The sequence below is a fragment of the Methylosinus sp. shoA genome (genome assembly GCF_059718125.1).
Genome location: NZ_AP046091.1, coordinates 3,998,089 through 4,022,893, shown reverse-complemented (window position 1 = coordinate 4,022,893; position 24,805 = coordinate 3,998,089). Strand labels below are relative to the sequence as shown.

Annotated in this window: 24 protein-coding genes, 1 tRNA gene and 2 pseudogenes; 18 read left to right on the top strand and 9 right to left on the bottom strand. The window is 66.5% G+C overall.

The features are described from left to right. Positions 1 to 58: 58 nt before the first annotated feature. From bamA to AC6IW9_RS18775, 7 genes are all read left to right on the top strand, one after another. Entirely contained in the window at positions 59 to 2,545 is a 2,487-nt protein-coding gene (bamA, locus tag AC6IW9_RS18805) for an outer membrane protein assembly factor BamA (RefSeq protein WP_497772557.1), read from the top strand. Between the two features lie 168 nt (positions 2,546 to 2,713). Beyond that, a complete protein-coding gene (gene lpxD, locus AC6IW9_RS18800; protein ID WP_497766068.1) occupies positions 2,714 to 3,772 on the top strand; it encodes a UDP-3-O-(3-hydroxymyristoyl)glucosamine N-acyltransferase in 1,059 nt (352 codons plus the stop codon). A gap of 69 nt (positions 3,773 to 3,841) precedes the next feature. Further along, positions 3,842 to 4,300 carry a 3-hydroxyacyl-ACP dehydratase FabZ gene (gene fabZ, locus AC6IW9_RS18795; RefSeq protein ID WP_497766065.1) on the top strand — a complete coding sequence of 153 codons (459 nt, stop codon included), beginning with the start codon at positions 3,842 to 3,844 and terminating at the stop codon, positions 4,298 to 4,300. Positions 4,301 to 4,319: 19 nt separating this feature from the next. After that, positions 4,320 to 5,126 (top strand): acyl-ACP--UDP-N-acetylglucosamine O-acyltransferase, encoded by an 807-nt coding sequence (gene lpxA, locus AC6IW9_RS18790; protein WP_497766063.1) that lies wholly within the window; start codon positions 4,320 to 4,322, stop codon positions 5,124 to 5,126. Positions 5,127 to 5,130: 4 nt separating this feature from the next. Continuing rightward, a complete protein-coding gene (lpxB, locus tag AC6IW9_RS18785) occupies positions 5,131 to 6,288 on the top strand; it encodes a lipid-A-disaccharide synthase (protein ID WP_497766060.1) in 1,158 nt (385 codons plus the stop codon). Positions 6,289 to 6,449: 161 nt separating this feature from the next. Further along, the gene (locus AC6IW9_RS18780; protein ID WP_497766057.1) at positions 6,450 to 7,553 is read left to right on the top strand and encodes an OpgC family protein; all 1,104 of its coding nucleotides are present in this window, start codon (positions 6,450 to 6,452) and stop codon (positions 7,551 to 7,553) included. Next, entirely contained in the window at positions 7,505 to 8,302 is a 798-nt protein-coding gene (locus AC6IW9_RS18775) for an SGNH/GDSL hydrolase family protein (RefSeq protein WP_497766054.1), read from the top strand. The genes AC6IW9_RS18780 and AC6IW9_RS18775 overlap by 49 nt, the downstream gene beginning before the upstream one ends. A 92-nt stretch (positions 8,303 to 8,394) precedes the next feature. Here AC6IW9_RS18775 and ung read toward each other — a convergent pair whose 3' ends face one another. Continuing rightward, on the bottom strand, positions 8,395 to 9,063 hold the full coding sequence (gene ung / locus AC6IW9_RS18770) for a uracil-DNA glycosylase (protein WP_497766052.1): 669 nt from the start codon (positions 9,061 to 9,063) through the stop codon (positions 8,395 to 8,397). A 149-nt stretch (positions 9,064 to 9,212) separates the two neighbouring features. Here ung and AC6IW9_RS18765 point away from each other — a divergent pair, with 149 nt between their 5' ends. Together AC6IW9_RS18765 and AC6IW9_RS18760 are read left to right on the top strand one after the other, a co-directional pair. Beyond that, on the top strand, positions 9,213 to 9,488 hold the full coding sequence (locus AC6IW9_RS18765; RefSeq protein WP_497766050.1) for a helix-turn-helix domain-containing protein: 276 nt from the start codon (positions 9,213 to 9,215) through the stop codon (positions 9,486 to 9,488). A 65-nt stretch (positions 9,489 to 9,553) separates the two neighbouring features. Next, positions 9,554 to 11,299 carry a SulP family inorganic anion transporter gene (locus AC6IW9_RS18760; protein ID WP_497766048.1) on the top strand — a complete coding sequence of 582 codons (1,746 nt, stop codon included), beginning with the start codon at positions 9,554 to 9,556 and terminating at the stop codon, positions 11,297 to 11,299. Positions 11,300 to 11,479: 180 nt separating this feature from the next. Here AC6IW9_RS18760 and AC6IW9_RS18755 read toward each other — a convergent pair whose 3' ends face one another. From AC6IW9_RS18755 to AC6IW9_RS18740, 4 genes and pseudogenes are all read right to left on the bottom strand, one after another. Beyond that, complete coding sequence (locus tag AC6IW9_RS18755; RefSeq protein ID WP_497766046.1) at positions 11,480 to 11,638, bottom strand: CRISPR-associated endonuclease Cas1; 159 nt, start codon at positions 11,636 to 11,638, stop codon at positions 11,480 to 11,482. Next, the gene (locus AC6IW9_RS18750) at positions 11,635 to 12,219 is read right to left on the bottom strand and encodes a CRISPR-associated protein Cas4 (protein ID WP_497766043.1); all 585 of its coding nucleotides are present in this window, start codon (positions 12,217 to 12,219) and stop codon (positions 11,635 to 11,637) included. The genes AC6IW9_RS18755 and AC6IW9_RS18750 overlap by 4 nt, the downstream gene beginning before the upstream one ends. A gap of 391 nt (positions 12,220 to 12,610) precedes the next feature. Next, positions 12,611 to 13,338, bottom strand: a pseudogene (gene istB / locus AC6IW9_RS18745) (IS21-like element helper ATPase IstB). A gap of 2 nt (positions 13,339 to 13,340) precedes the next feature. Further along, a pseudogene (locus AC6IW9_RS18740) lies at positions 13,341 to 13,814 on the bottom strand (IS21 family transposase); the annotation flags it as partial. On the opposite strand from AC6IW9_RS18740, the gene AC6IW9_RS18735 reads away from it, so the two are divergent. The 4 genes from AC6IW9_RS18735 to AC6IW9_RS18720 all read left to right on the top strand — a co-directional run bounded on the left by AC6IW9_RS18735 (position 13,701) and on the right by AC6IW9_RS18720 (position 17,520). Then, positions 13,701 to 15,236 (top strand): hypothetical protein, encoded by a 1,536-nt coding sequence (locus tag AC6IW9_RS18735; protein ID WP_497766040.1) that lies wholly within the window; start codon positions 13,701 to 13,703, stop codon positions 15,234 to 15,236. The pseudogene AC6IW9_RS18740 and the gene AC6IW9_RS18735 overlap by 114 nt on opposite strands. A gap of 77 nt (positions 15,237 to 15,313) precedes the next feature. Then, positions 15,314 to 15,814 (top strand): hypothetical protein, encoded by a 501-nt coding sequence (locus AC6IW9_RS18730; protein WP_497766037.1) that lies wholly within the window; start codon positions 15,314 to 15,316, stop codon positions 15,812 to 15,814. Between the two features lie 33 nt (positions 15,815 to 15,847). Next, positions 15,848 to 16,576, top strand: a complete 729-nt coding sequence (locus AC6IW9_RS18725; protein WP_497772556.1) for a CRISPR-associated endonuclease Cas3'' — start codon at positions 15,848 to 15,850, stop codon at positions 16,574 to 16,576. Beyond that, on the top strand, positions 16,573 to 17,520 hold the full coding sequence (locus AC6IW9_RS18720) for a type I-G CRISPR-associated protein, Cas3-extension family (RefSeq protein WP_497766034.1): 948 nt from the start codon (positions 16,573 to 16,575) through the stop codon (positions 17,518 to 17,520). Before AC6IW9_RS18725 ends, AC6IW9_RS18720 begins: the two co-directional genes overlap by 4 nt. 434 nt (positions 17,521 to 17,954) lie before the next feature. On the opposite strand, the gene AC6IW9_RS18715 is transcribed toward AC6IW9_RS18720, so the two are convergent. Both AC6IW9_RS18715 and AC6IW9_RS18710 read right to left on the bottom strand, forming a co-directional pair. Beyond that, a complete protein-coding gene (locus AC6IW9_RS18715; protein WP_497766031.1) occupies positions 17,955 to 18,197 on the bottom strand; it encodes a hypothetical protein in 243 nt (80 codons plus the stop codon). A 94-nt stretch (positions 18,198 to 18,291) separates the two neighbouring features. Further along, a tRNA-Glu gene (locus tag AC6IW9_RS18710) sits at positions 18,292 to 18,367 on the bottom strand. Between the two features lie 136 nt (positions 18,368 to 18,503). On the opposite strand from AC6IW9_RS18710, the gene AC6IW9_RS18705 reads away from it, so the two are divergent. Beyond that, the gene (locus tag AC6IW9_RS18705; RefSeq protein ID WP_497766028.1) at positions 18,504 to 19,664 is read left to right on the top strand and encodes an ISAs1 family transposase; all 1,161 of its coding nucleotides are present in this window, start codon (positions 18,504 to 18,506) and stop codon (positions 19,662 to 19,664) included. A 192-nt stretch (positions 19,665 to 19,856) separates the two neighbouring features. Here the strand turns inward: AC6IW9_RS18705 and AC6IW9_RS18700 are convergent, their stop codons facing one another. Further along, positions 19,857 to 20,120 (bottom strand): hypothetical protein, encoded by a 264-nt coding sequence (locus AC6IW9_RS18700; RefSeq protein WP_497766026.1) that lies wholly within the window; start codon positions 20,118 to 20,120, stop codon positions 19,857 to 19,859. Positions 20,121 to 20,367: 247 nt separating this feature from the next. On the opposite strand from AC6IW9_RS18700, the gene AC6IW9_RS18695 reads away from it, so the two are divergent. After that, positions 20,368 to 20,706 (top strand): YidH family protein, encoded by a 339-nt coding sequence (locus AC6IW9_RS18695; RefSeq protein WP_497766023.1) that lies wholly within the window; start codon positions 20,368 to 20,370, stop codon positions 20,704 to 20,706. Positions 20,707 to 20,764: 58 nt separating this feature from the next. Here AC6IW9_RS18695 and AC6IW9_RS18690 read toward each other — a convergent pair whose 3' ends face one another. Next, positions 20,765 to 21,643 carry a hypothetical protein gene (locus AC6IW9_RS18690; RefSeq protein ID WP_497766020.1) on the bottom strand — a complete coding sequence of 293 codons (879 nt, stop codon included), beginning with the start codon at positions 21,641 to 21,643 and terminating at the stop codon, positions 20,765 to 20,767. A 449-nt stretch (positions 21,644 to 22,092) separates the two neighbouring features. Here AC6IW9_RS18690 and petA point away from each other — a divergent pair, with 449 nt between their 5' ends. Genes petA through AC6IW9_RS18675 form a run of 3 tightly spaced genes read left to right on the top strand, consistent with a single transcriptional unit; the run spans position 22,093 to position 24,769 of the window. Then, on the top strand, positions 22,093 to 22,611 hold the full coding sequence (petA, locus tag AC6IW9_RS18685; protein ID WP_497766018.1) for a ubiquinol-cytochrome c reductase iron-sulfur subunit: 519 nt from the start codon (positions 22,093 to 22,095) through the stop codon (positions 22,609 to 22,611). A gap of 48 nt (positions 22,612 to 22,659) precedes the next feature. Next, positions 22,660 to 23,898, top strand: a complete 1,239-nt coding sequence (locus AC6IW9_RS18680) for a cytochrome b (RefSeq protein ID WP_497766015.1) — start codon at positions 22,660 to 22,662, stop codon at positions 23,896 to 23,898. Next, positions 23,891 to 24,769: a cytochrome c1 gene (locus AC6IW9_RS18675; RefSeq protein ID WP_497766012.1), complete on the top strand. Its 879-nt coding sequence runs from the start codon at positions 23,891 to 23,893 to the stop codon at positions 24,767 to 24,769. Before AC6IW9_RS18680 ends, AC6IW9_RS18675 begins: the two co-directional genes overlap by 8 nt. The last annotated feature ends 36 nt before the right edge of the window (positions 24,770 to 24,805 follow it).

Here is a 24,805-nt window from a genome sequence, read left to right as displayed (position 1 = left end):
ACGTGAGCCGCGCCGCTTCTCGGGCGGCAGACGCGGCGACGAGGACCTAGGATTTATGATGCAGTCCATCGAGGCTTTCTGGAAACGTTCCTGTGTCTTGGCCGCGATGGCGGTCGTCCTCGTCCTGGTCCGCCCCGCCTATGCGGAGGAGATCGTCGTCGTCGGCAACACGCGCGGCGACGCGGACATGATCCGCTCCTATTTCGCCGGCACGAGCCCGCAGGAGATCGAGCAGGGACTGCAGGCGCTGCGCAATAGCGGCCGCTTCTCCAGCGTGTCGGCGTCGCGCGAGAGTGGACGCGTCGTCGTTCGCGTGTCCGAGACCAATCTCATCAATCGCGTCGTCTTCGAGGGCAACAGCAAGGTCAAGACCGAGACTCTGACCTCGGAAGTGCGCACGCGCGCGCACGGCTCCTTCAACAAGACCGTCATCGAGCAGGATATCGCGCGCCTTCTCGAGATCTACAAGCGCTCGGGTCGCGCCGGCGCGAAGATCACCTATCGCACCGTCGAATTGCCGAACGGCCGCATCGACGTCGTCTTCACCGTCGAGGAAGGCGAGAAGACCGGCGTCAAGGAAGTCAAATTCGTCGGCAACAATGTCTTCTCCACCGGTCGTCTCGTCGATCTGATGGAGACGACGGAGATGAACTTCCTGTCGTTCCTGAAGACGAGCGACGTCTATGATCCGGACCGCATCGCCTCCGACCTCGAACTGGTCCGGCGATTCTATCTGAAGAACGGCTACGCCGATTTCCATGTCGTCAGCTCCGACGCCGTGTTCGATCCCGCGCAGGGCGGCTATATCGTCACCATCGTCGTGGAGGAGGGGCCGCAATATCGCGTCTCCACCGTCGACATCGAATCGCATCTGCCCGACATCGATCCGCAGTCGCTGCGGGACGACCTGCGCATCGAGGCCGGCGACATCTACAATGGCGACGCGGTGGAGAAGACGGTCGAGGCGCTGACGCGCGAGATCGCCAAGAAGGGCTACGCCTTCTCGCAGGCGCGTCCGCGCGGCGAGCGCAATCCGGCGGCGCAGACGGTGGCGATCCGCTTCGTCGTCGACGAGGGTCCGCGCGTCTACATCGAGCGCATCAACATTCGCGGCAATACGCGCACGCGCGACTATGTGATTCGCCGCGAATTCGAGATCGGCGAGGGCGACGCCTACAACCGCGTGCTGGTCGACCGCGCGGAGCGCCGGCTCAACGGCCTCGGCTTCTTCAAGAAAGTGCGCGTCACCAACGAGCCGGGCTCCTCGCCCGACCGCGTCGTCATCAATGTCGACGTCGAGGATCAGGCGACCGGCAATTTCGGCATCTCGGGCGGTTATTCGACGATCGAAGGGTTCATCGGCGAAGTGTCGGTGTCCGAGAGCAATTTCATGGGCCGCGGCCAGGCGACGCGCGTGTCGCTGCAGGCGGGTCAGCGCGCGCGCGGCATCAGCTTCAGCTTCACCGAGCCCTATTTCCTCGATCAGCGCCTCTCGGCGGGCTTCGACATCTTCGCCAAGAAGTCGGACGCCTATTACTACTCCTACTACAGCACGACCTCGATCGGCGGCACGCTGCGCTTCGGCGTGCCGATCACCGAGGAGATCAGCTTCTCGCCGCGCTATTCGATCTACAACACCGATATCTCGATCCCCAACAACAGCCGTCGTCCCTTCAACGATTGTCAGTATCCGGTATGGGGCTACACGCCCGGCTATGGCTATGTCTTCGCGCCGACGCCCGCCGACGTCGGCCTCTATTACAATTGTCAGACTAATGGCGAGGCGTCGCTGGCGATCAAGGAATCGCAGGGCTCGCGGCTCACGTCGCTGGTCGGCTACACGCTGTCGTACAATTCGCTCGACAATCTGCGCAATCCGAAGAACGGCGTGCACGCCACGCTGTCGCAGGACATCGCCGGCCTCGGCGGCGTCAGCCGCTATGTGCGCACGACCGGCGACATCCGCTATTTCCACGAGCTGCCGTTCCTCGACGATGTCGTCGGCATCGCGCGCGTGCAGGGCGGCAACATGTTCGGCCTGGGCGACTACAAGTTCCGCGTCGTCGATAATTTCAATCTCGGCCCGACGCTGGTTCGCGGCTTCGCGCCGGGCGGCCTCGGTCCGCGCGATATCTCGAACTGGACGAGCTATTACGGCAACGCGCTCGGCGGCACGAATTATCTCGGAGCCTCGCTCGAGGTGCAGTTCCCGATCTGGGGCCTGCCCAAGGATATCGGGTTGCGCGGCGCTCTGTTCGCCGACGCCGGCACGTTGTGGGGCTATGATGGACAGACCAATTTCAGCCAGTCGCTGTTCGGCGTCGCGAACCTGCCCTGCGTCTATCCCTACACGCCGCCCAGCTACAGCCAGGGCACCTGCATCATCGTCTCCGGCGACCAGGCGCAGATCCGCTCCTCCGTCGGCGCCTCGGCGCTCTGGCAGTCGCCGCTCGGTCCGATCCGCTTCGATTATGCGGTGGTGCTGTCCAAGGCCTTTGGCGATGTGACACAGCGGTTCCGCTTCTCCGGCGGCGCCAATTTCTGAAGTCCTCGTCTTTCGCGCGCGTCGCGCGCCGGATAGATTTTCTCAAATCCCCGGGCGGCCCGAGAGGGACGGCCCGGGGATTTCTCTTCGTGGGACGCGGCGGCGGAACGGGCGCGGCGAGGCTCTCCGCGAATAAGGCTGCGATTGTTTCGATCGGGAGGACGAGCGATGAGCGCGGGCGGATTCTTCCGTCTCGACCGACCCTCGAGTCTGGCGGAGGCCGCCGGGATCGCCGGCGCGCGCCTCGCGCGACCCGATGCGGGGGAGGGCGCGGTCATCGTGGGCGTCGCGGCGCTCGACCACGCTCACGCCGGCGATCTCTCTTTCTACGACGGCAGGTCCCGCTATGCCGAAGCGCTGCGGCTCTGCCGCGCCACGGCCTGCCTGCTGCGCGCGCGCGACCTTCCCGCCCTCCCGCCGGGCGTCGCAGGCCTTGTCGTGGCGCAGCCGCATGAGGCGATGGCCAAGGTCGTGGCGGCGCTGTTCCCCGACGCTCTGCGGCCGCAGTCGCTGTTCGCCTCGAGCGGCGTCTCCCCCGGCGCGGTCGTGCACCCCTCGGCGCGGCTCGAGCCGGGCGTCATTGTCGACCCCGGCGCCGTGGTCGGCCCGCGCGCCGAGATCGGCTCGGGCAGCGTCATCGGTCCGCAGGCGGTGATCGGCCCGGACGTGCGCATCGGCCGCGGTTGCTCGATCGGCGCGGGGGTCAGCATCCTCTGCGCTCTGATCGGCGACCGCGTCATCATCCATCCCGGCGCGCGGCTGGGGCAGGACGGGTTCGGCTTCGTTCTCTCGCGCGACGGTCACGTAAAGGCGCCGCAGATCGGCCGCGTCATCGTCCAGGACGATGTGGAGATCGGCGCCAACACCACCATCGACCGGGGCGCGACGCGCGACACGATCATCGGCGAGGGAACGAAGATCGACAATCTGGTGCAGATCGGCCACAACGTCGTGATCGGGCGCGGCTGCGTCATCGTCGCGCAATCGGGCCTCGCCGGCTCCTGCGAGCTGGGCGATTTCGTCGCGCTCGGGGGCCAATCGGCGATCGGCGGCCATCTGACCATCGGCGAGGGCGCGCAGATCGCCGCCAAATCGGGCGTGACGCGCGACGCGCCGCCGTTCGCGCGTCTGAGCGGCGCTCCGGCGCGGCCGGCGCGCCGCCATCTGCGCGGCGAACTGCTGCTCGACCGGCTCGCCCGGCGTGACGGCGGGCGGCCGGAGCGCTGAGGCGCGCCCGGAGCAATCGTACGGAAAGTCGGCCGCAAGACGCCGGCGCCGGAGGGGAGGACCAAGAAAATGAACGACACCGCGACGACGCGCGCGACGATCGACATTGCGCGGATCATGCAGCTGCTGCCGCATCGTTATCCTTTTCTGCTGATCGACCGAATCGTCGACGTCGACGGCGACCGCTTCGGGATCGGCGTCAAGAATGTGACGGTCAACGAGCCGCAATTTCAGGGGCATTTTCCCGAGCGGCCGATCTTTCCGGGCGTCCTGCTGATCGAGGCCATGGCGCAGACGGCGGGCGCGATCGCGCTGAACGCGCGGCCCTCGCTGGAGCGTCCGGGCAGCGTCTTCTTCGTCACGATCGACAAGGCCAAGTTCCGCCGTCCGGTGCAGCCCGGCGACCGCATCGAGTTTCATATGACGAAGACGGCGCAGAGGCGGGACCTCGTCTGGTATTCGGGCCGCGCCCTGGTCGACGGCGCTCTGGCGTGCGAGGCCGAGGTCAGCGCCAAGGTCGCCGGCTGAAGCGCGTTCCAGGCGGAAGATGAGCCCGCGCATTCACCCCAGTGCAATCGTCGAGAGCGGGGCCCGGCTCGGCGAGGGCGTGGCCGTCGGTCCCTTCTGCCACGTCTGCGCGGGCGTCGAGCTCGCCGATGGCGTCACGCTCCTCTCCCATGTCGTCGTCGCGGGACGCACGCGGATCGGCGCGCGGACCATCCTCCATCCCTTCGCTTCGATCGGCGCGCCGGCGCAGGATCTGAAAGCCAAGGGAGCGGCCGGCGCGCTCGTGGTCGGCGCCGATTGCGTCATCCGCGAGGGCGTCACTCTCAACGCCGGCACGCGCGCCGGCGGCGGCGAGACGCGGATCGGCGACGGCTGCGCCTTTCTCGCTCATTCGCATGTCGGGCACGACTGCCGCTTGGGCGCAGGCGTCGTGCTCGCCAATCAGGTCCTGCTCGGCGGCCATGTGCAGATCGGCGATCATGCGGCGGTCGGCGGCGCGAGCGTCGTGCATCAGAATGTGCGGATCGGCGCGCACGCCTATGTCGGCGGTCTTTCGGGCCTCGAGGGCGATCTCGTTCCCTTCGGCCTCGCCGGCGGCAATCGCGCCCATCTCTTCGGCCTCAATCTGGTCGGCCTGCAGCGGCGCGGCTTCTCCGACGCTCGCCTCGCGACGCTGCGCGCGGCCTTTCGGCTGCTGTTTTCCGACGAGGCCGGGCAGGGGGTCCTCGCCGAGCGGATCGAGAGCGCCGCGCGCGATTTTTCCGGCGACGCCGATGTCGAGGCGCTGATCGGCTTCTTGCACGCGGAGCGCGAGCGTCCGCTCTGCGCGCCGCGCCGGAGGGGCTAGCGGCGTGGCGGCGGCTCCACGCCTCTTCCTCGTCGCAGGCGAGCCGTCCGGCGATCTGCTCGGCGCGTTGCTGATGCGCGCGTTGCGCGCTGCGCGGCCGGATGTCCGCTTCTCGGGCGTCGGCGGCGAGGCGATGGCGGGGGAGGGGCTCGCGAGCCTGTTTCCCATGAGCGACATCGCGGTGATGGGGCTGGCGCCGGTGCTCCGCCGGCTGCCGCTTCTCATCGCGCGCATGAACGAAACCGCCCGCGCCGTCCTGGCGGCCGAGCCCGACGTTCTCGTGCTGATCGACGCGCCCGATTTCACCCATCGGGTGGCGCGGCGCGTGCGGCGGGCGCGGCCGGAAATCCGAATCGTCGATTATGTCGCGCCGACGGTCTGGGCCTGGCGCCCCTGGCGCGCGCGCGCGATGCGCGCCTATGTCGACGAGGCGCTCGCGGTTCTGCCCTTCGAGCCGGCGTCGTTCCGGCGGCTCGGCGGCCCGCCCTGCGCCTATGTCGGCCATCCGCTGATCGATCGCCTCGCCGAGCTGACGCCCGCGCCCGAGGACGAGGTTCGGCGGGAGGCCTCGCCGCCGCTGCTTGTCGTATTGCCCGGCTCGCGCCGCGCCGAGGTCGCGCGCCTCATGTCGGCGTTCGGCGAGACGCTCGCGATTTTGGCGCGCCGCGGCCCCTTCGACGCCGTTCTGCCGGTCGTACCGAATGTCGAGGCCGAGATCCGAGCCGGGCTGGCGTCCTGGCCGATCCGACCGCGCCTTCTGACGCAGGCCGAAAAATACGGGGCCTTCCGCGGCGCCCGCGCCGCGCTCGCGGCCTCCGGCGTCGTCACTCTGGAGCTGGCGCTGGCCGGAACGCCCATGGTCGTCGCCTACAAGGTCGCGCCCATCGAGGCGCGGTTGAAATTCCTGGTGCAAGTCGACAGTTTCGCTCTGCCCAATCTCGTGCTCGGCGAGCGGATCGCGCCGGAATTCCTGCAAGAGGCGGCGACGCCGCAGGCGCTGGCCGCGGCTCTCTCTCCGCTTCTCGACGGCGGACCGGAGCGCGAAGCCCAGCGCCGTGGTCTGTCTCGCGCGCGCGCGCTGATCCTCTCCGGCGGCGCGAGCCCGAGCGAAGCGGCGGCCGCGCGCGTGCTCGCCCATTTGCGTGCGCGCGGCTCTCCTTGAGCTGGAGTGTCATTGCCAAAAAAACGACAATCGGCGCACACAGGGTCGCCGTCGCTCGGCAGTCCGATTCGGGGCGGCGCGCACGGGGCCGATCTGGAGGCCGGGGCGGGCGCTTCTCGCGCACGACAGGCGAGAAGAAGAGACGGAGCGCCGAAACGCGCATGCGGGAGCCGAACGAGATCGATTTCTGGCGCGGCTTCGCGCTCGTCACCATTTTCGTCAATCATATTCCCGGCGTGTTCTTCGAGCGCTTCACCTTCCGCAATCTGTCGCTCTCCGATTCCGCCGAGCTGTTCGTCTTCCTCGCCGGCTGGGCGCTGCGCAAGCTGGTCGACGGCCCGGCCGCGAGCCTGTCGGCGCGTTGGCTGTTCTTTCGGCTCGAGGGCCGCGCCTTCACCGTCTATGTCGCGCAGCTCATCCTTACCGAGGCCGCTATTGCGCTTCTCGCGGCCGCCTCGATCCTGCTCGACGCGCCCTTCCTGCTCGACTGGCACAATGCGTCCAGCATTTTCTACGATCCCGTGCGAGCGCATGTCGGGCTCGTCACGCTGTCCCATCAGCTCGGCTATTTCAACATTCTGCCGCTCTATGTCGTGTTGCTGCTGGTCTCGCCGCTGATCGCGCTCGCGCATCGCCATGCGCCGCCGGCCCTGCCGCTCGTCGCGCTCGCGATCTATGTGACCGCGCTCGCGTCCGGCTTCAATTTCTCGACATGGCCGAGCCAAGGCGTCTGGTTCTTCGATCCTCTGTCCTGGCAGTTCATCTATGTCCTCGGCTTTCTGCTCGCGGGCGAGGACGGCGTCGGCGGCTTCGCGCGCCGGCGCTTGCGCGTGCTACGCTTCGTCGCCATTCCCATTCTCGTTCTCGGCGCGGCCGCGGCGCGGCTCGACTATTCGCCCGACCCGATCAATCTGCCCGAGCCCAAGCTGTTCTTCATGTTCGACAAGACCTATCTGTCGCCGGCGCGGCTCCTGCACAGCCTCGCTCTCGTCGCATTGTTCGCCGGCCTCTATCCGACCTTCGCCCGATGGGCGCCGCGTTGCTGCGATTTCCTCTCGCTGCTCGGGCGCAATTCGCTCAATGTGTTCTGCGCCGCCTCGCTGCTCAGTCTCGCGGGGCAGATCATCCGCTTCGTGACGGGCGGCGGTATTGTCACCGACGCCGCCATCGTTATCTTCGGCGTCTGCTCCATGGGAGCGGCGGCATGGGCCTCGGAATGGCGAGACAGGTTGCGCGCAAAATCATTGAAAGCCTCTGCGGCCTAGTTCTGGGCGCGTGGGCAGCAGCTGGCTGCGCGCAGGAGGCCGCCGCGCCGGTCGCGCCGCCTCCGCTGTCGCCGGCCTGCGAGGCGCCGGCGGGCGACATCGCCGCGCCCGCCCAGCTTCCGCACGTGGTCGCGGCCCTGCGGCGGGGACGCTTGCGCATCGTGGCGATCGGCTCCTCCTCCACCTCGGGCGTGGGCGCGTCCTCGGAGGCGAAGTCCTATCCGGCGCAGCTCGAGACGATTCTCGAGGGCGCGCTCGCCGATGTCGATGTCGTCATCGCCAATCGCGGCGTTTCCGGCGAGGTCGCGGCGGTCGCCGCCGAGCGGATCAAGAGCGAGGTGGCTCTCGAAAAGCCGGATCTCCTGCTCTGGCAGCTCGGCACCAATGACGCGCTCGTCCGCATCGCGCCCGAGGAGTTCGAGGCGACCGTGCGCTCGACCATCCGCTGGCTGAAGGACAACGAGGTCGACACTGTGCTCGTCGGGCTGCAATACAGCTCGCGGTTCTCGCGCGACAGCGAGTATTTCGCCATTCGCGACGCGCTGCAGCGTGTCGCCGCGGCCGAGAACGTCGCCTATGTGCGCCGCTACGACGCGATGCGCTTCATCGCCCAGAACCGCGCCAATCTGCAGCTGATGGCGCGCGACAATTTCCATCTCAACGATCTCGGCTACCAATGCATGGCCGAGCATGTCGCGCGCGCCGTGATCGTCGGCCTGTTCGCCAAACGGCGCCCGCCGGCGAATTGACCGTCATCGCGAGCGAAGCGAAACAATCCTTCAGCCGTGGGGCGGCTCTTGAATTGCTTCGTCGCTACGCTTCTCGAATGACGGGATGCGCCTCACCACTCGATCGGCGGCGCTCCGCGCGCCTCGAGATAGGCGTTGGCCTTGGAAAAATGCCGGCAGCCGAAGAAACCGTTGCGCGCCGAGAGCGGGGAGGGGTGGGCGCATTCGAGGACGAGGTGCCGCCGGCGGTCGACGCCCGCTCCCTTCTGCCGCGCATAGGCGCCCCACAGCAGGAAGACGAGCCCCTTGCGCTCGCGCGAGAGCGCCGCGACCGCGGCGTCGGTGAAGCGCTCCCAGCCCTTGCCCTGATGCGAGCCGGCGGCGCCCTCGCGCACCGTCAAAGTCGCATTGAGCAGCAGCACGCCCTGGCGCGCCCAGCGCGAGAGGTCGGGGTCGCGCGAAACGCTTCGGCCGAGATCGTCCTCGATCTCCTTGAAGATGTTCTGCAGCGAGGGCGGCGGCGCGACTGCGCGCTCGACCGCGAAGCAGAGCCCGTTCGCCTGGCCGGGACCGTGGTAGGGATCCTGGCCGAGAATGACCACCTCGACCGCGTCGAACGGGCATTCGTCGAAGGCGCGAAAAATCTGCTTGGCCGGCGGATAGACCGGGCCCTTCTCATATTCCGCGCGTACGAAGCGGCGCAGCTCCTCGAAATAGGGCTGGTCGAACTCGGAGGCGAGGCGGAGCTTCCAGCTTTCGTCCATTCGAACCGGTTTGTTCATGAGTTCGAGGCTATCATGGGCGCGCCGAATGAGCGAGGACGGCGCCGCGCCGCGCATTTCGCATGTGCGAATGTGAAAGTATGATGTTTAGAGCATCATATTGTGGATCTGACACATCTCTGCTAATAGGGTACACGTGAGCCTGTGAAATGATCACCGCCGCCCAAATGCGCGCTGCGAGAGCTCTGCTCGGCATCGATCAGAAGAAGCTGGCCGAGCTCTCTAGCGTCTCCCTGCCGACGATCCAGCGCATGGAGGCGAGCGAGGGCAATGTGCGCGGCATGGTCGACACGCTCACCAAAGTGGTCGAGGCGCTGAACGAGGCGGGCGTCGAGCTGATCGGCGAGAACGCCCGGAGCGAAGGGGCGGGCCGCGGCGTGCGGCTGCGCCGCGCCGGATCGCGCAACGCGCCTGCGACCGAATAGTCCGCGACGACGACCGCCGACCTCGCGCCGACGATCCCGCCGCTCCTTGCGCCCGAGGAGTCTCGATGAGAGATAGACGTTTTCGGCAGCCGACTTTCGTGGAGCTGTTCACTCCGAAGCTCGTGACTATTCTGCGCGAGGGCTATCGTCTCGCCGATCTGCGCGCCGACGCGATCTCCGGATTGACCGTCGCCATCGTCGCTCTGCCGCTATCCATGGCTTTCGCCATCGCCTCGGGCCTCGGGCCCGACCGCGGCCTCTATACGGCGATCGTCGGCGGCTTTCTGGTCTCGGCGTTCGGCGGCAGCCGCTTCCAGATCGGCGGTCCGGCCGGCGCCTTCATCGTCCTCATCTATTCTATCGTCGAGCGTCATGGCTATTCCGGTCTCGCGACTGCGACGCTGATGGCCGGCGTCGTCCTGCTCGCCGCCGGGCTTCTGCGGCTCGGCGCCTATGTCAAATACATTCCCTTTCCGGTGACCGTCGGCTTCACCGCCGGCATCGCCGTCATCATTTTCGCGAGCCAGATAAAGGATCTGCTCGGCCTGGATCTCCAGAACGAGCCGGCGGCGCTCGCGCCCAAGCTCGTGGCGATCTCGGGCGCGATCGGCGCGGCGAAGCCGGCGACCGCGGCGCTCTCGGCGCTGGCGGTCTTCGTCATTCTCGCCCTGAGGCGGTTTCGGCCGGCCTGGCCCGGCATGCTGATCGCCGTCGGACTCTGCGCCGCGGCGACGGCGCTGCTGCATCTTCCCGTGGAGACGATCGGAACGCGCTTCGGCGGCGTGCCGCAGACGCTTCCCGCTCCGGCGTTTCCCACGCTCGATCTCTCGACCATGCGCGCGCTGCTGCCGGATGCGCTCACCATCGCCATGCTCGGCGCGATCGAATCGCTGCTCTCGGCGGTCGTCGCCGACGGCATGAGCGGACGGCGCCATCGCTCCAATTGCGAACTGGCGGCCCAGGGCGTCGCCAACATCGCCGCCACCGTCTTCGGCGGCATGCCGGTGACGGGAACCATCGCCCGCACCGCGACCAATGTGCGCAGCGGCGCGCGCGGGCCGGTCGCGGGCATGCTGCACGCCGTCTTCCTGCTCGGCTTCATGCTCGTCGCGGCGCCGCTCGCCTCTTACATTCCGCTCGCCTCGCTCGGCGCCGTGCTGGCGGTCGTCTCCTGGAACATGGCGGAGAAGAAGGAGTTCGTCGCGCTGCTCCGGTCCTCGCGCGGCGACGCGCTGGTGCTGCTCGCGACCTTCCTGCTCACCATTTTCGAAGATCTCGCCATCGGCATCGGCGTCGGCGTGACACTCGGCGCCTTTCTGTTCCTGCATCGTCTCGCCGAGACCGTCGAGGTGCAGACCGGCGAAGCCTTCCTGGACGAGGACCAGGCCGACGATTATGGCGGAACGCGCGTCGCCTATGACGCCACGGCGGCCTCCGACCCCGAGGTCATGGTCTATAAGATCAGCGGGGCGATCTTCTTCGGCGCCTCGGGGACGGTGAGCGCGGCGCTGGACGAGATCGGCCGCTATCCGCGCGTCTTCATCTTCGATTTCAGCGAGACGCCGCTCATCGACAGCACGGCGGCGCGGGCGCTCGAAGCCTTCGTCGCGCGTCTGCGGCGCTCGGGCGTGACGGTCTGCGTCGCCGGGGCGCGGCCCAATGTGCGCCGCGCGCTGCTCGGCGTCGGCCTGCACGAGCCCGAGACGCTCTATGCCGCGACCGTCGCCGACGCCCGCCGCCGCGCGGCTTCGCCGCAGACGGCGGACGCCGCGCCGCTGGCGCCGGCGACCGCCGTGGCGGAAAAGACGTGAGCGCCGCGCCATTTGCGGCGCAGCATCGTTCGCTGATTGCGGATCTTGGCGTTGACGAGATCACGCGCGAAAGCGAGGCGTCGCGCAGGATCGGGCGCAGGCGTATTGCGCCGTGCGCACGGCGGCGCTGCGCGGCCCCTGCGCGCCGGTCGAGCCGAGGAACCAGAAACCCGACGACATTCAGGCCACGGGAATGTCGCGCCGCAGCAGCTCGTGCATCGCGGGCGTCGTGAGGGCGACGGGGCCGGCGAGCGCCAATTCGGAAATCTCGTCGAGCGGAACGCGCCGGCTCTTCTCGCCCTCGACCTCCACGACCAGGGTCGCGTCTTTTTTCGTCATGCGCGCGCCCGGCGTCTGGACGTACATCGGCAAGGCGGGGCTGACCGGCGGGGGCGGCGTGCGCGGCAGCGCGCCCTTGCGAAACCAGTACACTTCGTCCGGCAGACAGATCGGCAGCAGCGAGCAGCGCGGACATTGGGGGAATGATCGAGCGGCGCCGGCATGCGGCCGGAGGCGGCGGCGAGCCGCAGCTCCGAGGCGGCGTGCAGGGTCGCCGCGATCAACTCCTCGTCCAAAGCGACGCGCACGCGCTCGCGGCTCTCGGCGAACCAGAGCGCGCCCTCGTCACAGACATAGCCGGCGTCGCGCAGCAGCAGCCCCTGCACGCAGATTTGCACGCGCTCGGGCAGATAGGCGCCCTCCGCCACATGCGGGCGCTTGCCGACCTTGACATCGACCGGAACGACGCGACCGTCGTCGGCCACGAGCACGTCGATCTCGGCGGCGAGGCCGAGCCGCTCAGAGGCGAGCGACAGGCGGCGCGTCGTGAAGGGCTTACGATCGTCGAGCGCGTCTGGCGCAGGCAAGGCCGGCGCGCGGCCGGTCTCGGTCGCGATGGGCGCGCCTGCCGGCGGCGACATCGGCGCTGCCCGCCCATTCGCCATGCGCCCATTCGAGAAAGGCGAGACGCGGGCAATAGACCCATTCGTTGATCATGCGGGCCGGAACGAGCGTCTCGTCGCTCGAGGCCGGCGGCGCGTGCAGCGGCAACTCGCCTTGAACGGGGTTGATAAAGGGCGGATCGAAATGGGACATGTGAAAGCCTTTCTCATCCGAAAATGCGAAAGGCGAGCCAAGAGATTTCGCCTTCCGGCGCCGGTGTCAAACGGCATTGAAACGGGATCCCATATTTGCATCCAAAAGGGACCCCTTTCGAGTGTGCGCTTTCCGCGGTTGTCGGCGTGACGGAGGGCGGGCGTAGCCCGACCGCAGTTACGCCGACAACCGCGGCGGCTCGACCGGATGACCGCCTCAGGCCCGGTTCTTGAAACGCCAGCTTTCGTTGCCGGTCTCGACGATGTCACAGTGATGGGTGAGGCGGTCGAGCAGCGCCGTCGTCATCTTGGCGTGGCCGAAGACGCTCGGCCATTCGCCGAAAGCGAGATTGGTCGTGACGATCACCGAGCTGCGCTCGTAGAGCCGGCTGACGAGATGGAACAGCAATTGTCCGCCCGCTTGCGCGAAGGGCAGATAGCCGAGCTCGTCGAGAATGACGAAGTCCATTCTCGTGAGATAGTCGGCCATGCGACCTTGACGTCCGGCACGTGTTTCCGCCTCCAGCCGATTGACGAGGTCGACGGTGTTGAAGAAGTGGCCACGCAAGCCGACGCGGATGCAGCATCGCGCGATGGCTATGGCGAGATGAGTCTTGCCGGTGCCGGTTCCGCCGACGAGCACGATGTTGCGCTGATGAGCGACGAAGACGCCGCCGGCGAGATCGCGAACCAGCATCTCATTGACGTCGGCGGCTTCGAAGTCGAAGTCGTCGATGTCCTTGGCCAGAGGAAGCTTGGCGATCGTCATCTGATATTTGATCGAGCGCGCTTGCTTTTCGGCGATTTCCGCCTTCAGCAGGCTCCCGACGATCTGCGGCGGCTCGTGTTGCCGCTCGAGCCGACCCCCGGCGTCTCATCGTAAGCGCTCCTCATGCCGAAGAGCTTCAGCTCTCCCATCATATCGAAGATTTGCGTGCGCTCCATCATCATCCGGACCTCCTCAGTTGGTCGTATCTCGAGCAGTCGGCGCGCGGCGCGCGCCTCAGTCGCAGCGCGTCCGGCGTGAGGATGGTCACTGGCGGACCGGGATCGCGGCGCCGTGCGAGTATGTTCAGAATGACGTCGGCGGAGTGAACGCTCTGATCCAGCGCTTCGGCGCAGGCGGCCTCGACCGCCGGCAGCCCGTCGTCGAGAACGGCGGCGAAGATTTTCACCATCTGCCGATCGCCATTGGCCGAGCCGGCGAGCTTGCGCCGGATTTTTTCCATAGCGGCGGGAAGGACCCAGTCCTTGAACGGCGCGCCATTGCGCAGAGCGCCGGGCTTCTTCGCAAGGACAGGCACGTAATGCCAAGGATTATAGGCTGTTTCTTCGCGTCCGAAGCGACGGCAATGTTCGCCGACGACAACCCCGTCCTGTCGAATGACGGCGCCGGCAAGACGGCGGTCATCGACATCGCGCTGTTTCATCTCGCGCTCGAATTGGATCGGCGGCGCGCCGGCGGAGCGGAGCCGCGTCGCGCGCCGATGCGCATCGTCCTCGTCGTCGATCGCCGCGTCATCGTCGATCAGGCGTTCTCGCGCGCCGAAAGGCTGCGCCGTCCATTGGCGCAAGCGAAAGATGGTGTTCTCGGTCGCGTCGCGGACGCGCTCGGCGGGGCGCCGCACGTCGCGCAATTGCGCGGCGGAATTCCGTGCGAGGACGATTGGGCTCAGGCGCCCGACCGGCCGACGATCCTCTGCACGACGATCGACCAGCTCGGCTCGCGGCTGCTGTTTCGTGGCTATGGCGTTTCGCCGAGCATGGCGCCGGTTCACGCCGGGCTGCTCGGACAGGACGCGCTGCTGCTGCTCGACGAGGCGCATCTCTCCGAACCCTTCCGCCAGACGCTCGCGGGCGTGCGCCGCTTGCAGGCGCGGAGCGAAGAAGAAGGCGGACTCGGCCTGCCCTGGTCCTTCTGTTCCCTCACGGCGACTCCGCGCAACGCGGAAAACGTCTTCTCGCTGCGCGACTCCGAACGCGAGGAAGAGACGATCGCGCGCCGATTGCGTGCGAAAAAACGTGTCGAGCTCGCCGAGGAGAAGGTCGCGCCGGGATCGAAGGAACATGTCGCGCTGTTCGTCGAGCGCGCCATCGCTCTTGCCGACCAAGGGGGCGGCGCGACGATTGCGATCATCGTCAATCGCGTTTCACTCGCGCGCGCCATTCGCGATGAACTGGCGGTGCGGCAAGGGAACGACGCTGTCGTTCTGCTGACGGGCCGCACGCGTCCGTTCGCGCGCGACGAATTGACGTACAAGCATCGCGTGCGACTCGAGGGCAAGGACGAGGACCGTCAGAAAGCGGCTCTGATGGGCGAACCGTCTCTGTTCGTCGTCGCGACGCAATGTCTCGAGGTCGGCGCCGATTATGATTTCGACGCGATGGTCGTGCAGATCGCGCCGCTCGACGCCCTGCGCCAGCGCTTCGGCCGCCTCGACCGGGCGGGCGAACGCGGCGAGACGGAAGGCGCGATCATCGCGGCGACGGCTGAGGTCGGCAAGAGCGCCAAGCCCGACGCGATCTACGGAGACCGTTCGAAAAAAAATGCCTGGGACGGGCTGATCTCTGTCGCGGAGACGACGACGGCCGGCGGGGCGCCGCATGTGGATTTCGGTCCCGACGCCTTCGACAGGCTGACAAAAGAAAACCCCGAGGCTCTTCGTGACGCGAACGCAGAGCAGAAGAACGCGCTCGTTCTGCGTACGGCCGACGTCGGCTTTTTCGTCATGATCAATCCGCGTCCGTCGCCCGACCCCTATCTCCGCTTTTCCTGCACGGCGAGACGCGCGCCGACGCCGACGTCTCGATCGTCTGGCGCGCCGATCTTCCCGATGGGCTGAACGAGGCGAATGCGGAGGATGCGAAGCAGATCGTCGCCTGCCTGCCGCCGCGCGCCACGGAGGCGCTGCAGATCCCCTTGTGGGAGGCGCAGATCTGGCTTTCCAGAAAGGCCGCGGCCGATGTCGGCGACGTGGAGGGCGTCGCGGCGCCCGGAACGGAGGCCGAAGAATCGAGGCCGCGGAGGGCGTTGCTCTGGCGTGGAGCAGACGATGAGGAGACGAAGCTCGTCGCGCCTCATCTCCTTCGTCCGGGAGACCTGATCGTCGTTCCATCCGCCTATGGCGGTTGCGATGTTTTCGGCTGGGCGCCCCTGAGCGAAACGGAGGTCGGGGATATCGCGGACGCTGTGGCGAAGCCTTTCGATGGTCGCCGGGCAACGTTGCGGCTGCATCCGAGGCTGCCCGGAATGGAGAACTGGGCGTTGATCGCCGGGGTTCTCGCCGAGCGGCGAGACGAGACCGCCAAGCCGATACTCGAAGGCCTATTGACGGCGCTCGAGGAAGAGGCAGACGCTGCAGTCACGGCGCTGGGTCGGCGGCTCGAAGAATTCCTCGCAGCCGCCAAGCTCGCTCGCTAGTGGTACGACGAGGACGATCCGTCCCGAGGAGTCATCGTCGTTGCGCCCTTCGGCCTTCCGCACGCGAGTGGAGCCGACGAAGCCGCCGAGTCGATCACCGAGGACGGCGACGCTGGTTCGTTTCGCCGCTCAGCCCTGCAGCTCGATCTGCATCTGCGACAAGTCGCGAACAAGGCGCGCGCGTTCGCGGAGCGCATCGGACTGCCGCGCACCATCGTGGAGACCATCGCCTTCGCCGCGGCATGGCACGACGCCGGCAAGGCCGATCCTCGATTCCAGAAATATCTTGCCGGCGGCGCCGCGCCTGCGCCCGACGCGTCGCTTCTCGCCAAGAGCGGCGCTTCGAGGCCGCGCGGAACAGCGGACCAGCGTGTCCGGGCCGCGAGCGGCTTGCCGGCCTGCTGGCGCCACGAAGCCCTCTCGGTGCGCCTCGCCGCGCGAAAGCTCGACGAGGATCCAGACGACATCGATGCGGAGCTGGCGCTGTTCCTGATTGGCGCGCATCACGGCCAGGGCCGGCCGTTCTTTCGGCACGACGACCCTTGGGATTCGTGCGATGATCGCAGCTTGCTCGGCGCGCTGCTGCCGGCGGGCGCAGGGCCGGAGCGGCTCGATTTCAATGGGAGGGGGAGCGACTGGGCGGAACTGTTCGAGCGGTTGAATGCGCGCTATGGCGCTTGGGGCCTCGCTCATGCCGAGGCGACGTTGCGGCTCGGCGATCATCGCGCGTCGGAAGAAATGGAGAAAGGCGGAGGCGCGTGAGCGAGACGACTCGGCAGCCGCTCGAAGGGCTGGAGCCCGACAATTTTCTTGCTTTCCTCGCGCTGCTCGGTCTGCTGCGCGCGCTCGACGAGGCGCGTCCACAATGGCGCGCCCGTGCTTTCTGGCGCGCGAAGCCGCCGATTCGCCCCGTGCTGGAACTGGCTGCCCCGCAGACCCGAGAGGCGATCGCCGAGGCGGCCGCGGAGGGGGCGGCGACGCTCGCCGCCGTTCATGACTTCGACCGCAAGGACTTGTCGTATGACATCGGCGAGGCGCGGGAGATGTTCGATGACATGCGCTCCGACGCTCGAAAAGGAGAATTGTTCGGCGCGTTGATGTCCGACGGCGCCACGCGCGAGGACGGGCGCGTCTGGCCTACTCCTTTGTGCTTCCTGTTCGGACAAGGTCATCAGCATTTCCTCGAGCGCCTCGCCGACGTGCCGAGAGGAAAACTGCCGAAGCCTCTCGCTAAACTGCGCAATCCGCCGGATTTGAATGCGCCGTCCTACATCGCGGAAGCGCTGTTCACGCCCTGGGCGCGCCGCGACTCGACTGATTCCTTCCGCTGGGATCCGGCGGAGGATCGCCGCTACGCGTTGCGAGCGTTCGACCCTTCGAGCGATCCGGGAGGAACGCGGCACGGGGCCAACCGCTTGGCCGCGGTCGGTCTCCCGGTCCTGTCGGGGGCGGCGATCCGACGGCGGAACGAGACACGTTTTCTGGTCCGCGGCGCCGCTTACAGTGAAAGCGGCGGAATCTATATTTCTTGGCCGATCTGGACGCTCTCGGCGCGACTCGCCGGCCTGCACGCGCTCCTCGCGCATTCCGAACTCGGCGCAAAAGAGCCGAATGTGAGCGTTCTCTCGCGGCTTGGAGTAGCGTCTGTGCGCCGCGCGCGACGAATTTCCGTGGGGAAATATTTCAATATAACCTCGGCGGCATGATTTCGTCTCCTGGCCAGGTCAGAGCCTGGACAGATGACTATCGGCGCCGACCGAGCGCCGCCCAATGTTGTTCGTAGTTTTGTGCCGGATAGCGTCGAATTGATGAGATAAAAAGCGAACTGAAATCACCAACAACAATGGTTGTTGTAATCATCATGCTTATATCGATAGTGATAGGCACCACTGTCTCCACATACTATTATTATAAAAGCTATTATTATAAAAGCGAGAAGCGCGGGGCGCTTGATCCCGATGGACCGGCTCGACGGGCTGGTCACGCCCCATCTCGCCAAGCGGCTGTTCGGCCCGAACCGGCTAGCCGGCATCTTGACGTCCCTGGCCCAGAAGCGCGCCGCCGGCGACGACGAGGTCTGCAATCGAGTTGAAGCTCTCCAAGCGGAAATCGCCCAAGCCGAGGGCAAGATCAAGCGCCTCTACAAAATGGTCGAGGATGCGTCACCGACATGGACGATCTGCTTCGAGAACGTCTCGCCGCGCTCAAGTCGGAGCGGGAGAAAGCCGCGCTGGAGCGGATCAAAGCCCAGGCCGCGCCGCAAATCCAGCTCGGACCGGACCAGCTCGAGCGATTCGGGGCCTTCATGCGCGAGAAGATCACAGTCGGCGAAACGTCGTTCCGCAGGGCCTATTTGCGGGCGGTCGTCGAGGCCGACGACCACGTCATCCGCATTCACGGCTCGAAAACCAGCCTCGAACAGGCCATTCGTCGCCGGAGAACAAATCGGCAAGGGTGTTCGCGGTTTTATACGCAAATGGCGCTCCCTAGGGGACTCGAACCCCTGTTTTCGCCGTGAGAGGGCGACGTCCTAGACCGCTAGACGAAGGGAGCGACGAGAGGTCTATAAACCGCTACGTTCGACCGGGCAAGAGTCGCGCTCCAGGGCGATCGGGTGAAGAAGTAGGTGACAGATCGCTTTCGTGCTGAATCAGTCGACCTCCTGTGATTCGGGCAGGAGGTCAGGTCGATGGACGAGAGCGGGTCGGATTGCGCGGCTTTGGCCGAGACGACGGTGTTCCTGCACTATTTTAACGACATGCCGGACGAACGGCGGCCCGGCAAGGTGATGTATCCGCTCGACGAGATCTTGCTCTTGTGCCTGCTCGCCGTGCTGGCCGGGGCGGAGGCCTTCACCGACATCGCGCGCTTCGGCGAGAAGAAGCTCGATCTTTTGCGTCGCTTCCGGCCTTTCAAAAACGGCGCGCCGGCGCATGATCACCTCGGCGACATCTTCGCCACGCTCGACGCCGAGGCGTTCCAGCGCTGCTTTGTCGCCTGGACCGCCGCGCTGACCAAGGCGCCCGCCGATGTCATCGCCATCGACGGCAAGACCTCGCGCCGGTCCGGGGCGAAGAAGAGCTCCAAGCAGCCGATCCACATGGTCTCGGCTTTCGCCGCCAGGCAGCGTCTGGTCCTGGGGCAGGTCGCCGTGGCGGAAAAATCCAACGAGATCGTCGCCATTCCCGCGCTCTTGGACATGATGGCGATCGAAGGCGCCGTCGTGACCATCGACGCGATGGGCTGCCAGCACGCCATCGCCAAGAAGATCAAGGACAAGAAGGCCGATTACATCATTGCGCTCAAAGGCAATCAGGGAACGCTCCATGAAGACGTAAAGCTGTTCGCCGCCGAGCAGAAAGCCAATGGATTCGGGGACGCCACGGTCAGCCGCCACGAGACGCTCGACGGCGAGCATGGCCGCATCGAGACGCGTCGCTATACGGCGTTCCACGACATCGGTTGGCTGAAAGAGAGACACGATTGGCCGAGGCTCGAAGGCGTGGTCCTCGAAGGCGTGGTCATGGTCGAGAGCCGGCGTGAGATCGACGGCGAGAGCACGCAGGAAACGAGGTTCTACATTACCTCGTCGACGCTCGCCGCCGCTCTGGCCGGCCCGATGATCCGCGATCACTGGGCGATCGAGAACAGCCTGCGCTGGGTCCTGGACATGGTCTTCCGCGACGACGAATGCCGCGTGCGAACCGAAAACGCCCCGGCAAATTTCACCACGCTCGAGCACATGGCCAATAATCTGATCCGCAAAGCGCCCGGAAAAGACTCCCAGCGCCTCGAGCGAATGACCGCCGCCTGGGACGACGAATTCCTCGCAAGCCTCGTCGCAGCCTGAAAATCCTTCACCCGATTCCCCTGAGTCGCGCTCCGAAGATGTCGCGCTCCAAAGAAATTCGTCCCCGGCAATTCCAGCTTGTCCGCCCGTGAAGATCAAATTCCATCGTGGAGCGCATCTCAGTGCGCACCGCTGCGCGTCACGGCGAGCGCACGAACCGCTTCGCGGCGTACGGCTGCGGCGCAGCCCGCTCTAGTTCTCCATCGGCGGGAAAGGCCGGCCGACCAGGATCGGCTGCGTGTCGCCTTCCTTCGCGGTGAGCGCCGAGCAAGCCGAGGCGGCGTTGTTCCAACTGCAGACAGTGGCGCCCGAAACCTCGCGGCAGGCGCAGCGAAAGAGCACCCCCGCGACGCACAAGGCTTTTCCGGCGTCGTCCCCTTGGCGGCATCTCGGCTCGATTGCGGCGCTCGTTCCCGGAACGGCGATGAACATCACGGCGGAAAGTAGCCTCTTCATCGATCGATCCCCGCGCCTCCGCCCGCCCTGGCGAAATCACATAGCGTTCGACGCGCGCGGGTCTATGGGAATGCGGGTCGGCTCGTCGCCGGCACGACGCGGGGACGAGTTCGCGACCTCGAACGCAGAGAGAAGATCCCCGACGAATCCCGGGCCGGGGCCGACGGACGCGCTTGCTTTTCCGATGAGACCGTCGATCCCGTCCAGGCGACGCGGCGCGCGCCCCTCTTCGTCGGGAGAGACCGAAATGATTCGCGACTATTCAAATCACGCCGCCAGCGAGCGGACATTTCTCGCCTGGGTGCGCACCGGGATCGCGGTGATGGCGCTCGACTTCGTGATCGAGAAGTTCAATCTGTTCGTGCTGACGGTCGGCGGTTCGATCGCGCTCCAAGGCCCTGCCGGAGCCTGGATCGCGCGCCGGCTCGAGCGCCTCTCCGGGCCGGTCGGGCGCTCGACGGGATCGCGCTCATCGCCATCGCCATATGGCGCTTCGTCCACACGCGGCGTCTGCTCGACGATTCGCAGACTCATCCGGCGAGCGTCGGCCGCATCGAACTCGTCGCTCCCGCGGCGCTGCTGCTGATCGTCGCCGGATTCGGCGCCTTTCTCGCGATGGTCTCATCTCGCGATGGTCCGACGGATCAGAATCCGTGCGTGCCGGTGGCCGAGCGGCGCTCCTCTTCGAGCGGGCGCTCCGCTTCGGCCGGCGGCTCTCCGACAGGGCCCGGCGGCGGGCCGAGCCGCGCCTCGGCGCGGCGGAACTCTTCATAGCCGTCGTAGATCGGGGCGAGGAGAGCGTTCAACTCCGAGCGCGACATTCTGGTCTTGTGCATCAAGACGTCGACGATGCGCTCCGCCGAGCCGCCCAAGTGGCGAAGCCGCATCGCCGCGACATGTCGCAGCTGGTCGAAGATCGATCTGCACAGCTCGCGCTTCTGCATTTCGCCGAGGGAGGCGGTGTAATGCGACTTGTGCATGAAGGATTCGGCGAGACGCTGCGCCGTGACGAGATTATTGGAGTCGATGTGATCGTCGAAAGGCGGCCCCATGAACAGATGCTCGGCGATTCGCGGGGCGAGGGCGCGCATCGCGTGGAGCGCGTCGAGATCGGCGGGAGAGCCGGGATCGTTGATGTAATGGGTGACGCCTTTCTCGGTCTCGAAGCGAACGTCGGCGCGCCACAGCTCGGAGCCGACGCTGCCCGGCAGGCGATGCAGCGCGACGCTCTCGGTCCGCAGTCCGCCGGTCGCGGAGATCAGCACGATTCCGGCGGCGCGCACGGCGGTGCGCCGGCGCCCGGACACGTCGGGTTCGGCCGGCGACATGCGCTTCTCGACGGCCCGTAGCAGCGTCCGCGCGGCCTTCTCGGCCCTGGCGCGCTCTTCGGCGGCCCGCTGCAGCTCGCGCCTCGCGGCGAGTTCCCGCTCGCGGGCGGCGAGCGCCTCGGCGTCGACCGCGTCTGCGCATTCGGCCTTGGACGGTTTGATCTTGCGCCTGGTATGAGCAATGTAGACGCCCATGCCGGTTCTCCGCTTTCGCGCGTCTCTGGCCACCGGCGATCGAGACGTCCGATGAACCGAAGGAACGCTAGCGCCGAAAGCTCGGCATGCGCGATTGTGGGAATTGCGCAGGACCGCCTCGGCGACGATGCGGCTCGGGGGGCGGCGCAGGCCGCTCCCGCGGCCGCGGCGAGTCGTCGCGGCCGAGCGCGGTTTTTCCCCGGCGAACCCGCGCGTCGCCGGGCGCAATCGATTCCGGCGGTTGACAAATTTTCCCGGGGGCCGTTTGTGGACAAGTGTCGCGATCCACGCCACTGATCGGCGCGCGCCGGGGGGCGCCAGCGGTTCGAAGCGGAACGCCCGAAGAACGGGCGCGCCGGGGGCGAGTGGATTTTCCATTTGCGCCGTGGAGCCGCCATGGGCCTCGGCCGAGAGGAAACGGGATCGAACTCGCGAGAGAGGGTGTTGAAGTGAGCAATGCGACGAAGGCGGAGCCGAACCGCCGGGATATATTGTTCATCGCCACCGGCGCGGGCGCGGCGGTCGCCGCGGGCGCGGCGGTCTGGCCGCTGATCGCGCAGATGAATCCCGACGCCTCCACTCTGGCCCTGGCGTCGACCGAGCTCGACATCTCCGCCATTCCCGAGGGGCAGATCGTCACGGTGAAATGGCGCGGCAAGCCGGTCTTCGTCCGCCATCGCACCAAGAAGGAGATCGAGTCGGCGCAGAATGTCAGCCTCGCCGCGCTGCCCGATCCGCAGCCCGATTCGGCGCGGGTGCAGAAGCCGGAATGGCTCGTCGTCATTGGCGTCTGCACGCATCTCGGCTGCATTCCGACCGGCCACGAGGGCGAGTTCGACGGCTGGTTCTGCCCTTGCCACGGCTCGACCTACGACACTTCGGGGCGCATCCGCAGCGGCCCGGCGCCCACCAATCTCGATGTGCCGCAATACGCTTTCCTCACCGACACGAAGATCAAGATCGGCTGAGCGCGGCGCGCCGTCCCGTCACAGCAAGACCTTCCCGAGACGACCCTCATGAGCGGACATTCGACTTATACGCCGAAGAGCGGCTTCGCGCGCTGGCTCGAGCGGCGCCTGCCGATCCTCGGCTTCATCCACGAGTCCTTCGTCGCCTATCCGGTGCCGAAAAATCTCAACTATCTGTGGACCTTCGGCGCCATTTTGTCGTTCATGCTGGTGGCGCAGATCGTGACCGGCGTGGTGCTGACCATGCACTACACGCCGGAGACGACGCTCGCTTTCGACTCGGTCGAGCACATCATGCGCGATGTGAATTGGGGCTGGGCGCTGCGTTATGCGCACGCCAACGGCGCCTCGATGTTCTTCCTCGCCGTCTATATCCACATCTTCCGCGGCATGTATTACGGCTCCTACAAGGAGCCGCGCGAGGTCTTGTGGATTCTCGGCGTCGTGATCTTCATGCTGATGATGGCGACCGGCTTCCTCGGCTATGTGCTGCCCTGGGGACAGATGTCGTTCTGGGCGGCGACGGTCATCACCAATCTCTTCACAGCCATTCCCGTCGTCGGCAATTCGATCACCATTTGGCTGCTCGGCGGCTATTCGGTCGACAACGCCACGCTGAACCGCTTCTTCGCGCTGCACTACCTTCTGCCCTTCGTCATCGTCGCCGTGGTCGGCCTGCATGTCTGGGCGCTGCATGTCACCGGGCAGAACAATCCGACCGGCGTCGAAGTGAAGAACATGAAGAAGGAGACGCTGCCCTTCACGCCCTATGCGACGCTGAAGGATTCGGTCGGCATCGCCGTCTTCCTCGTCCTCTATGCCTGGCTCACCTTCTTCGTGCCCAACTACACGGGCCATCCCGACAATTACATCGAGGCCAATCCGCTGGTGACGCCGCCGCATATCGTGCCGGAATGGTATTTCCTGCCCTTCTACGCGATCCTGCGCGCGATCCCGAGCAAGCTCGTCGGCGTCATCGCTCTGTTCGCCTCGATCCTGATCGTCGCGGCGCTGCCTTGGCTCGACACGTCGAAAGTGCGCTCCGGCGTCTATCGGCCGCAGTTCAAGAAATTCTACTGGGCCTTCGTCGCGGTTTCGATCGGTCTCGGCTATCTCGGCGCGCAGCCGGCCGAGGGCGTGTATCTGATCGCCGCGCGCATTCTGACCGCCTGCTATTTCCTCTATTTCCTCGTGGTTCTGCCGCTGCTCGGCAAATATGAGAAACCTCTGCCGGAGCCCAAGTCGATCGAGGCGTCGCTCGCCAGCGGGGAGAGGGCTCATGCGTGACGCGCGCTTTCGGATGGCGACCGTGGTGTCTGCGACGTTCCGCCGTTCGGCCTTCGGCCTTTGCGCCGGCCTCGCGCTCGCCCTTCCGGCGCTCGCTTCAGACGGCGCACATTCGCAGCCCAATCCGCCGCGCCAGCAATGGAGCTTCGCCGGCATGTTCGGCCGCTATGACGCCGCGCAATTGAAGCGTGGCTTCAAGGTCTACAAGGAGATCTGCTCCGCCTGTCATTCGATCCATAGGCTCGCCTTCCGCAATCTCGCGGAGAAGGGCGGTCCGCAATTCTCCGAGGCGGAGGCGAAAGCGCTCGCCGAGAGCTACAAGATCAAGGACGGGCCCAATGATTCGGGCGATTATTTCGAGCGTCCGGGCCGGCTCAGCGATCGCCTCCCGCCGCCTTTCGCCAATGAGCAGGCGGCGCGCGCGGCCTTCAACGGCGCCTATCCGCCGGATATGTCCGTGCTGGCCAAGGCGCGCGGTTTCTCGCGCGGCTTTCCGCTGTTCCTCGCCGACGCGCTGCCGGGCTTTTCCTATCAGGAGCACGGCGTCGACTATATCGTCGCAGTGCTCATCGGCTACGCGGATGCGCCCGAAGGCGTCGAGCTGCCGGCCGGGCAATATTTCGACGTCTATATGCCCGGCCATCGCATCGGCATGCCGCCGCCGCTCTCCGACGGCGTCGTGACCTATGAGGACGGCGCGCCGCAGACGCTCGACCAATATGCGAAGGACGTGAGCGCCTTTCTGATGTGGACGGCCGAGCCGCATCTGGACGCGCGCAAGGAGATCGGCCTGCGCGTCGTGCTGTTCCTGATCGTGCTCTCGACTCTGGTCTATTTCACGAAGCGCAAGATCTGGGAAAAGGCGCACTGATCCCGATTGTCCTCCTCCCTCGCGGGGAAGAACGCG

Bases quoted from the DNA above. Each gene is read 5' to 3' on its own strand.
- AC6IW9_RS18735 (WP_497766040.1), top strand. From the start codon at position 13,701: ATGCCAAGGATTATAGGCTGTTTCTTCGCGTCCGAAGCGACGGCAATG.
- bamA (WP_497772557.1), top strand. From the start codon at position 59: ATGCAGTCCATCGAGGCTTTCTGGAAACGTTCCTGTGTCTTGGCCGCG.
- AC6IW9_RS18695 (WP_497766023.1), top strand. From the start codon at position 20,368: ATGATTCGCGACTATTCAAATCACGCCGCCAGCGAGCGGACATTTCTC.
- lpxD (WP_497766068.1), top strand. From the start codon at position 2,714: ATGAGCGCGGGCGGATTCTTCCGTCTCGACCGACCCTCGAGTCTGGCG.
- ung (WP_497766052.1), bottom strand. From the start codon at position 9,063: ATGAACAAACCGGTTCGAATGGACGAAAGCTGGAAGCTCCGCCTCGCC.
- AC6IW9_RS18775 (WP_497766054.1), top strand. From the start codon at position 7,505: ATGGCGAGACAGGTTGCGCGCAAAATCATTGAAAGCCTCTGCGGCCTA.
- AC6IW9_RS18690 (WP_497766020.1), bottom strand. From the start codon at position 21,643: ATGGGCGTCTACATTGCTCATACCAGGCGCAAGATCAAACCGTCCAAG.
- AC6IW9_RS18760 (WP_497766048.1), top strand. From the start codon at position 9,554: ATGAGAGATAGACGTTTTCGGCAGCCGACTTTCGTGGAGCTGTTCACT.
- AC6IW9_RS18755 (WP_497766046.1), bottom strand. From the start codon at position 11,638: ATGACGAAAAAAGACGCGACCCTGGTCGTGGAGGTCGAGGGCGAGAAG.
- lpxA (WP_497766063.1), top strand. From the start codon at position 4,320: ATGAGCCCGCGCATTCACCCCAGTGCAATCGTCGAGAGCGGGGCCCGG.
- AC6IW9_RS18680 (WP_497766015.1), top strand. From the start codon at position 22,660: ATGAGCGGACATTCGACTTATACGCCGAAGAGCGGCTTCGCGCGCTGG.
- AC6IW9_RS18765 (WP_497766050.1), top strand. From the start codon at position 9,213: ATGATCACCGCCGCCCAAATGCGCGCTGCGAGAGCTCTGCTCGGCATC.
- AC6IW9_RS18675 (WP_497766012.1), top strand. From the start codon at position 23,891: ATGCGTGACGCGCGCTTTCGGATGGCGACCGTGGTGTCTGCGACGTTC.
- AC6IW9_RS18750 (WP_497766043.1), bottom strand. From the start codon at position 12,219: ATGTCGCCGCCGGCAGGCGCGCCCATCGCGACCGAGACCGGCCGCGCG.
- fabZ (WP_497766065.1), top strand. From the start codon at position 3,842: ATGAACGACACCGCGACGACGCGCGCGACGATCGACATTGCGCGGATC.
- AC6IW9_RS18780 (WP_497766057.1), top strand. From the start codon at position 6,450: ATGCGGGAGCCGAACGAGATCGATTTCTGGCGCGGCTTCGCGCTCGTC.
- AC6IW9_RS18705 (WP_497766028.1), top strand. From the start codon at position 18,504: ATGGACGAGAGCGGGTCGGATTGCGCGGCTTTGGCCGAGACGACGGTG.
- AC6IW9_RS18700 (WP_497766026.1), bottom strand. From the start codon at position 20,120: ATGAAGAGGCTACTTTCCGCCGTGATGTTCATCGCCGTTCCGGGAACG.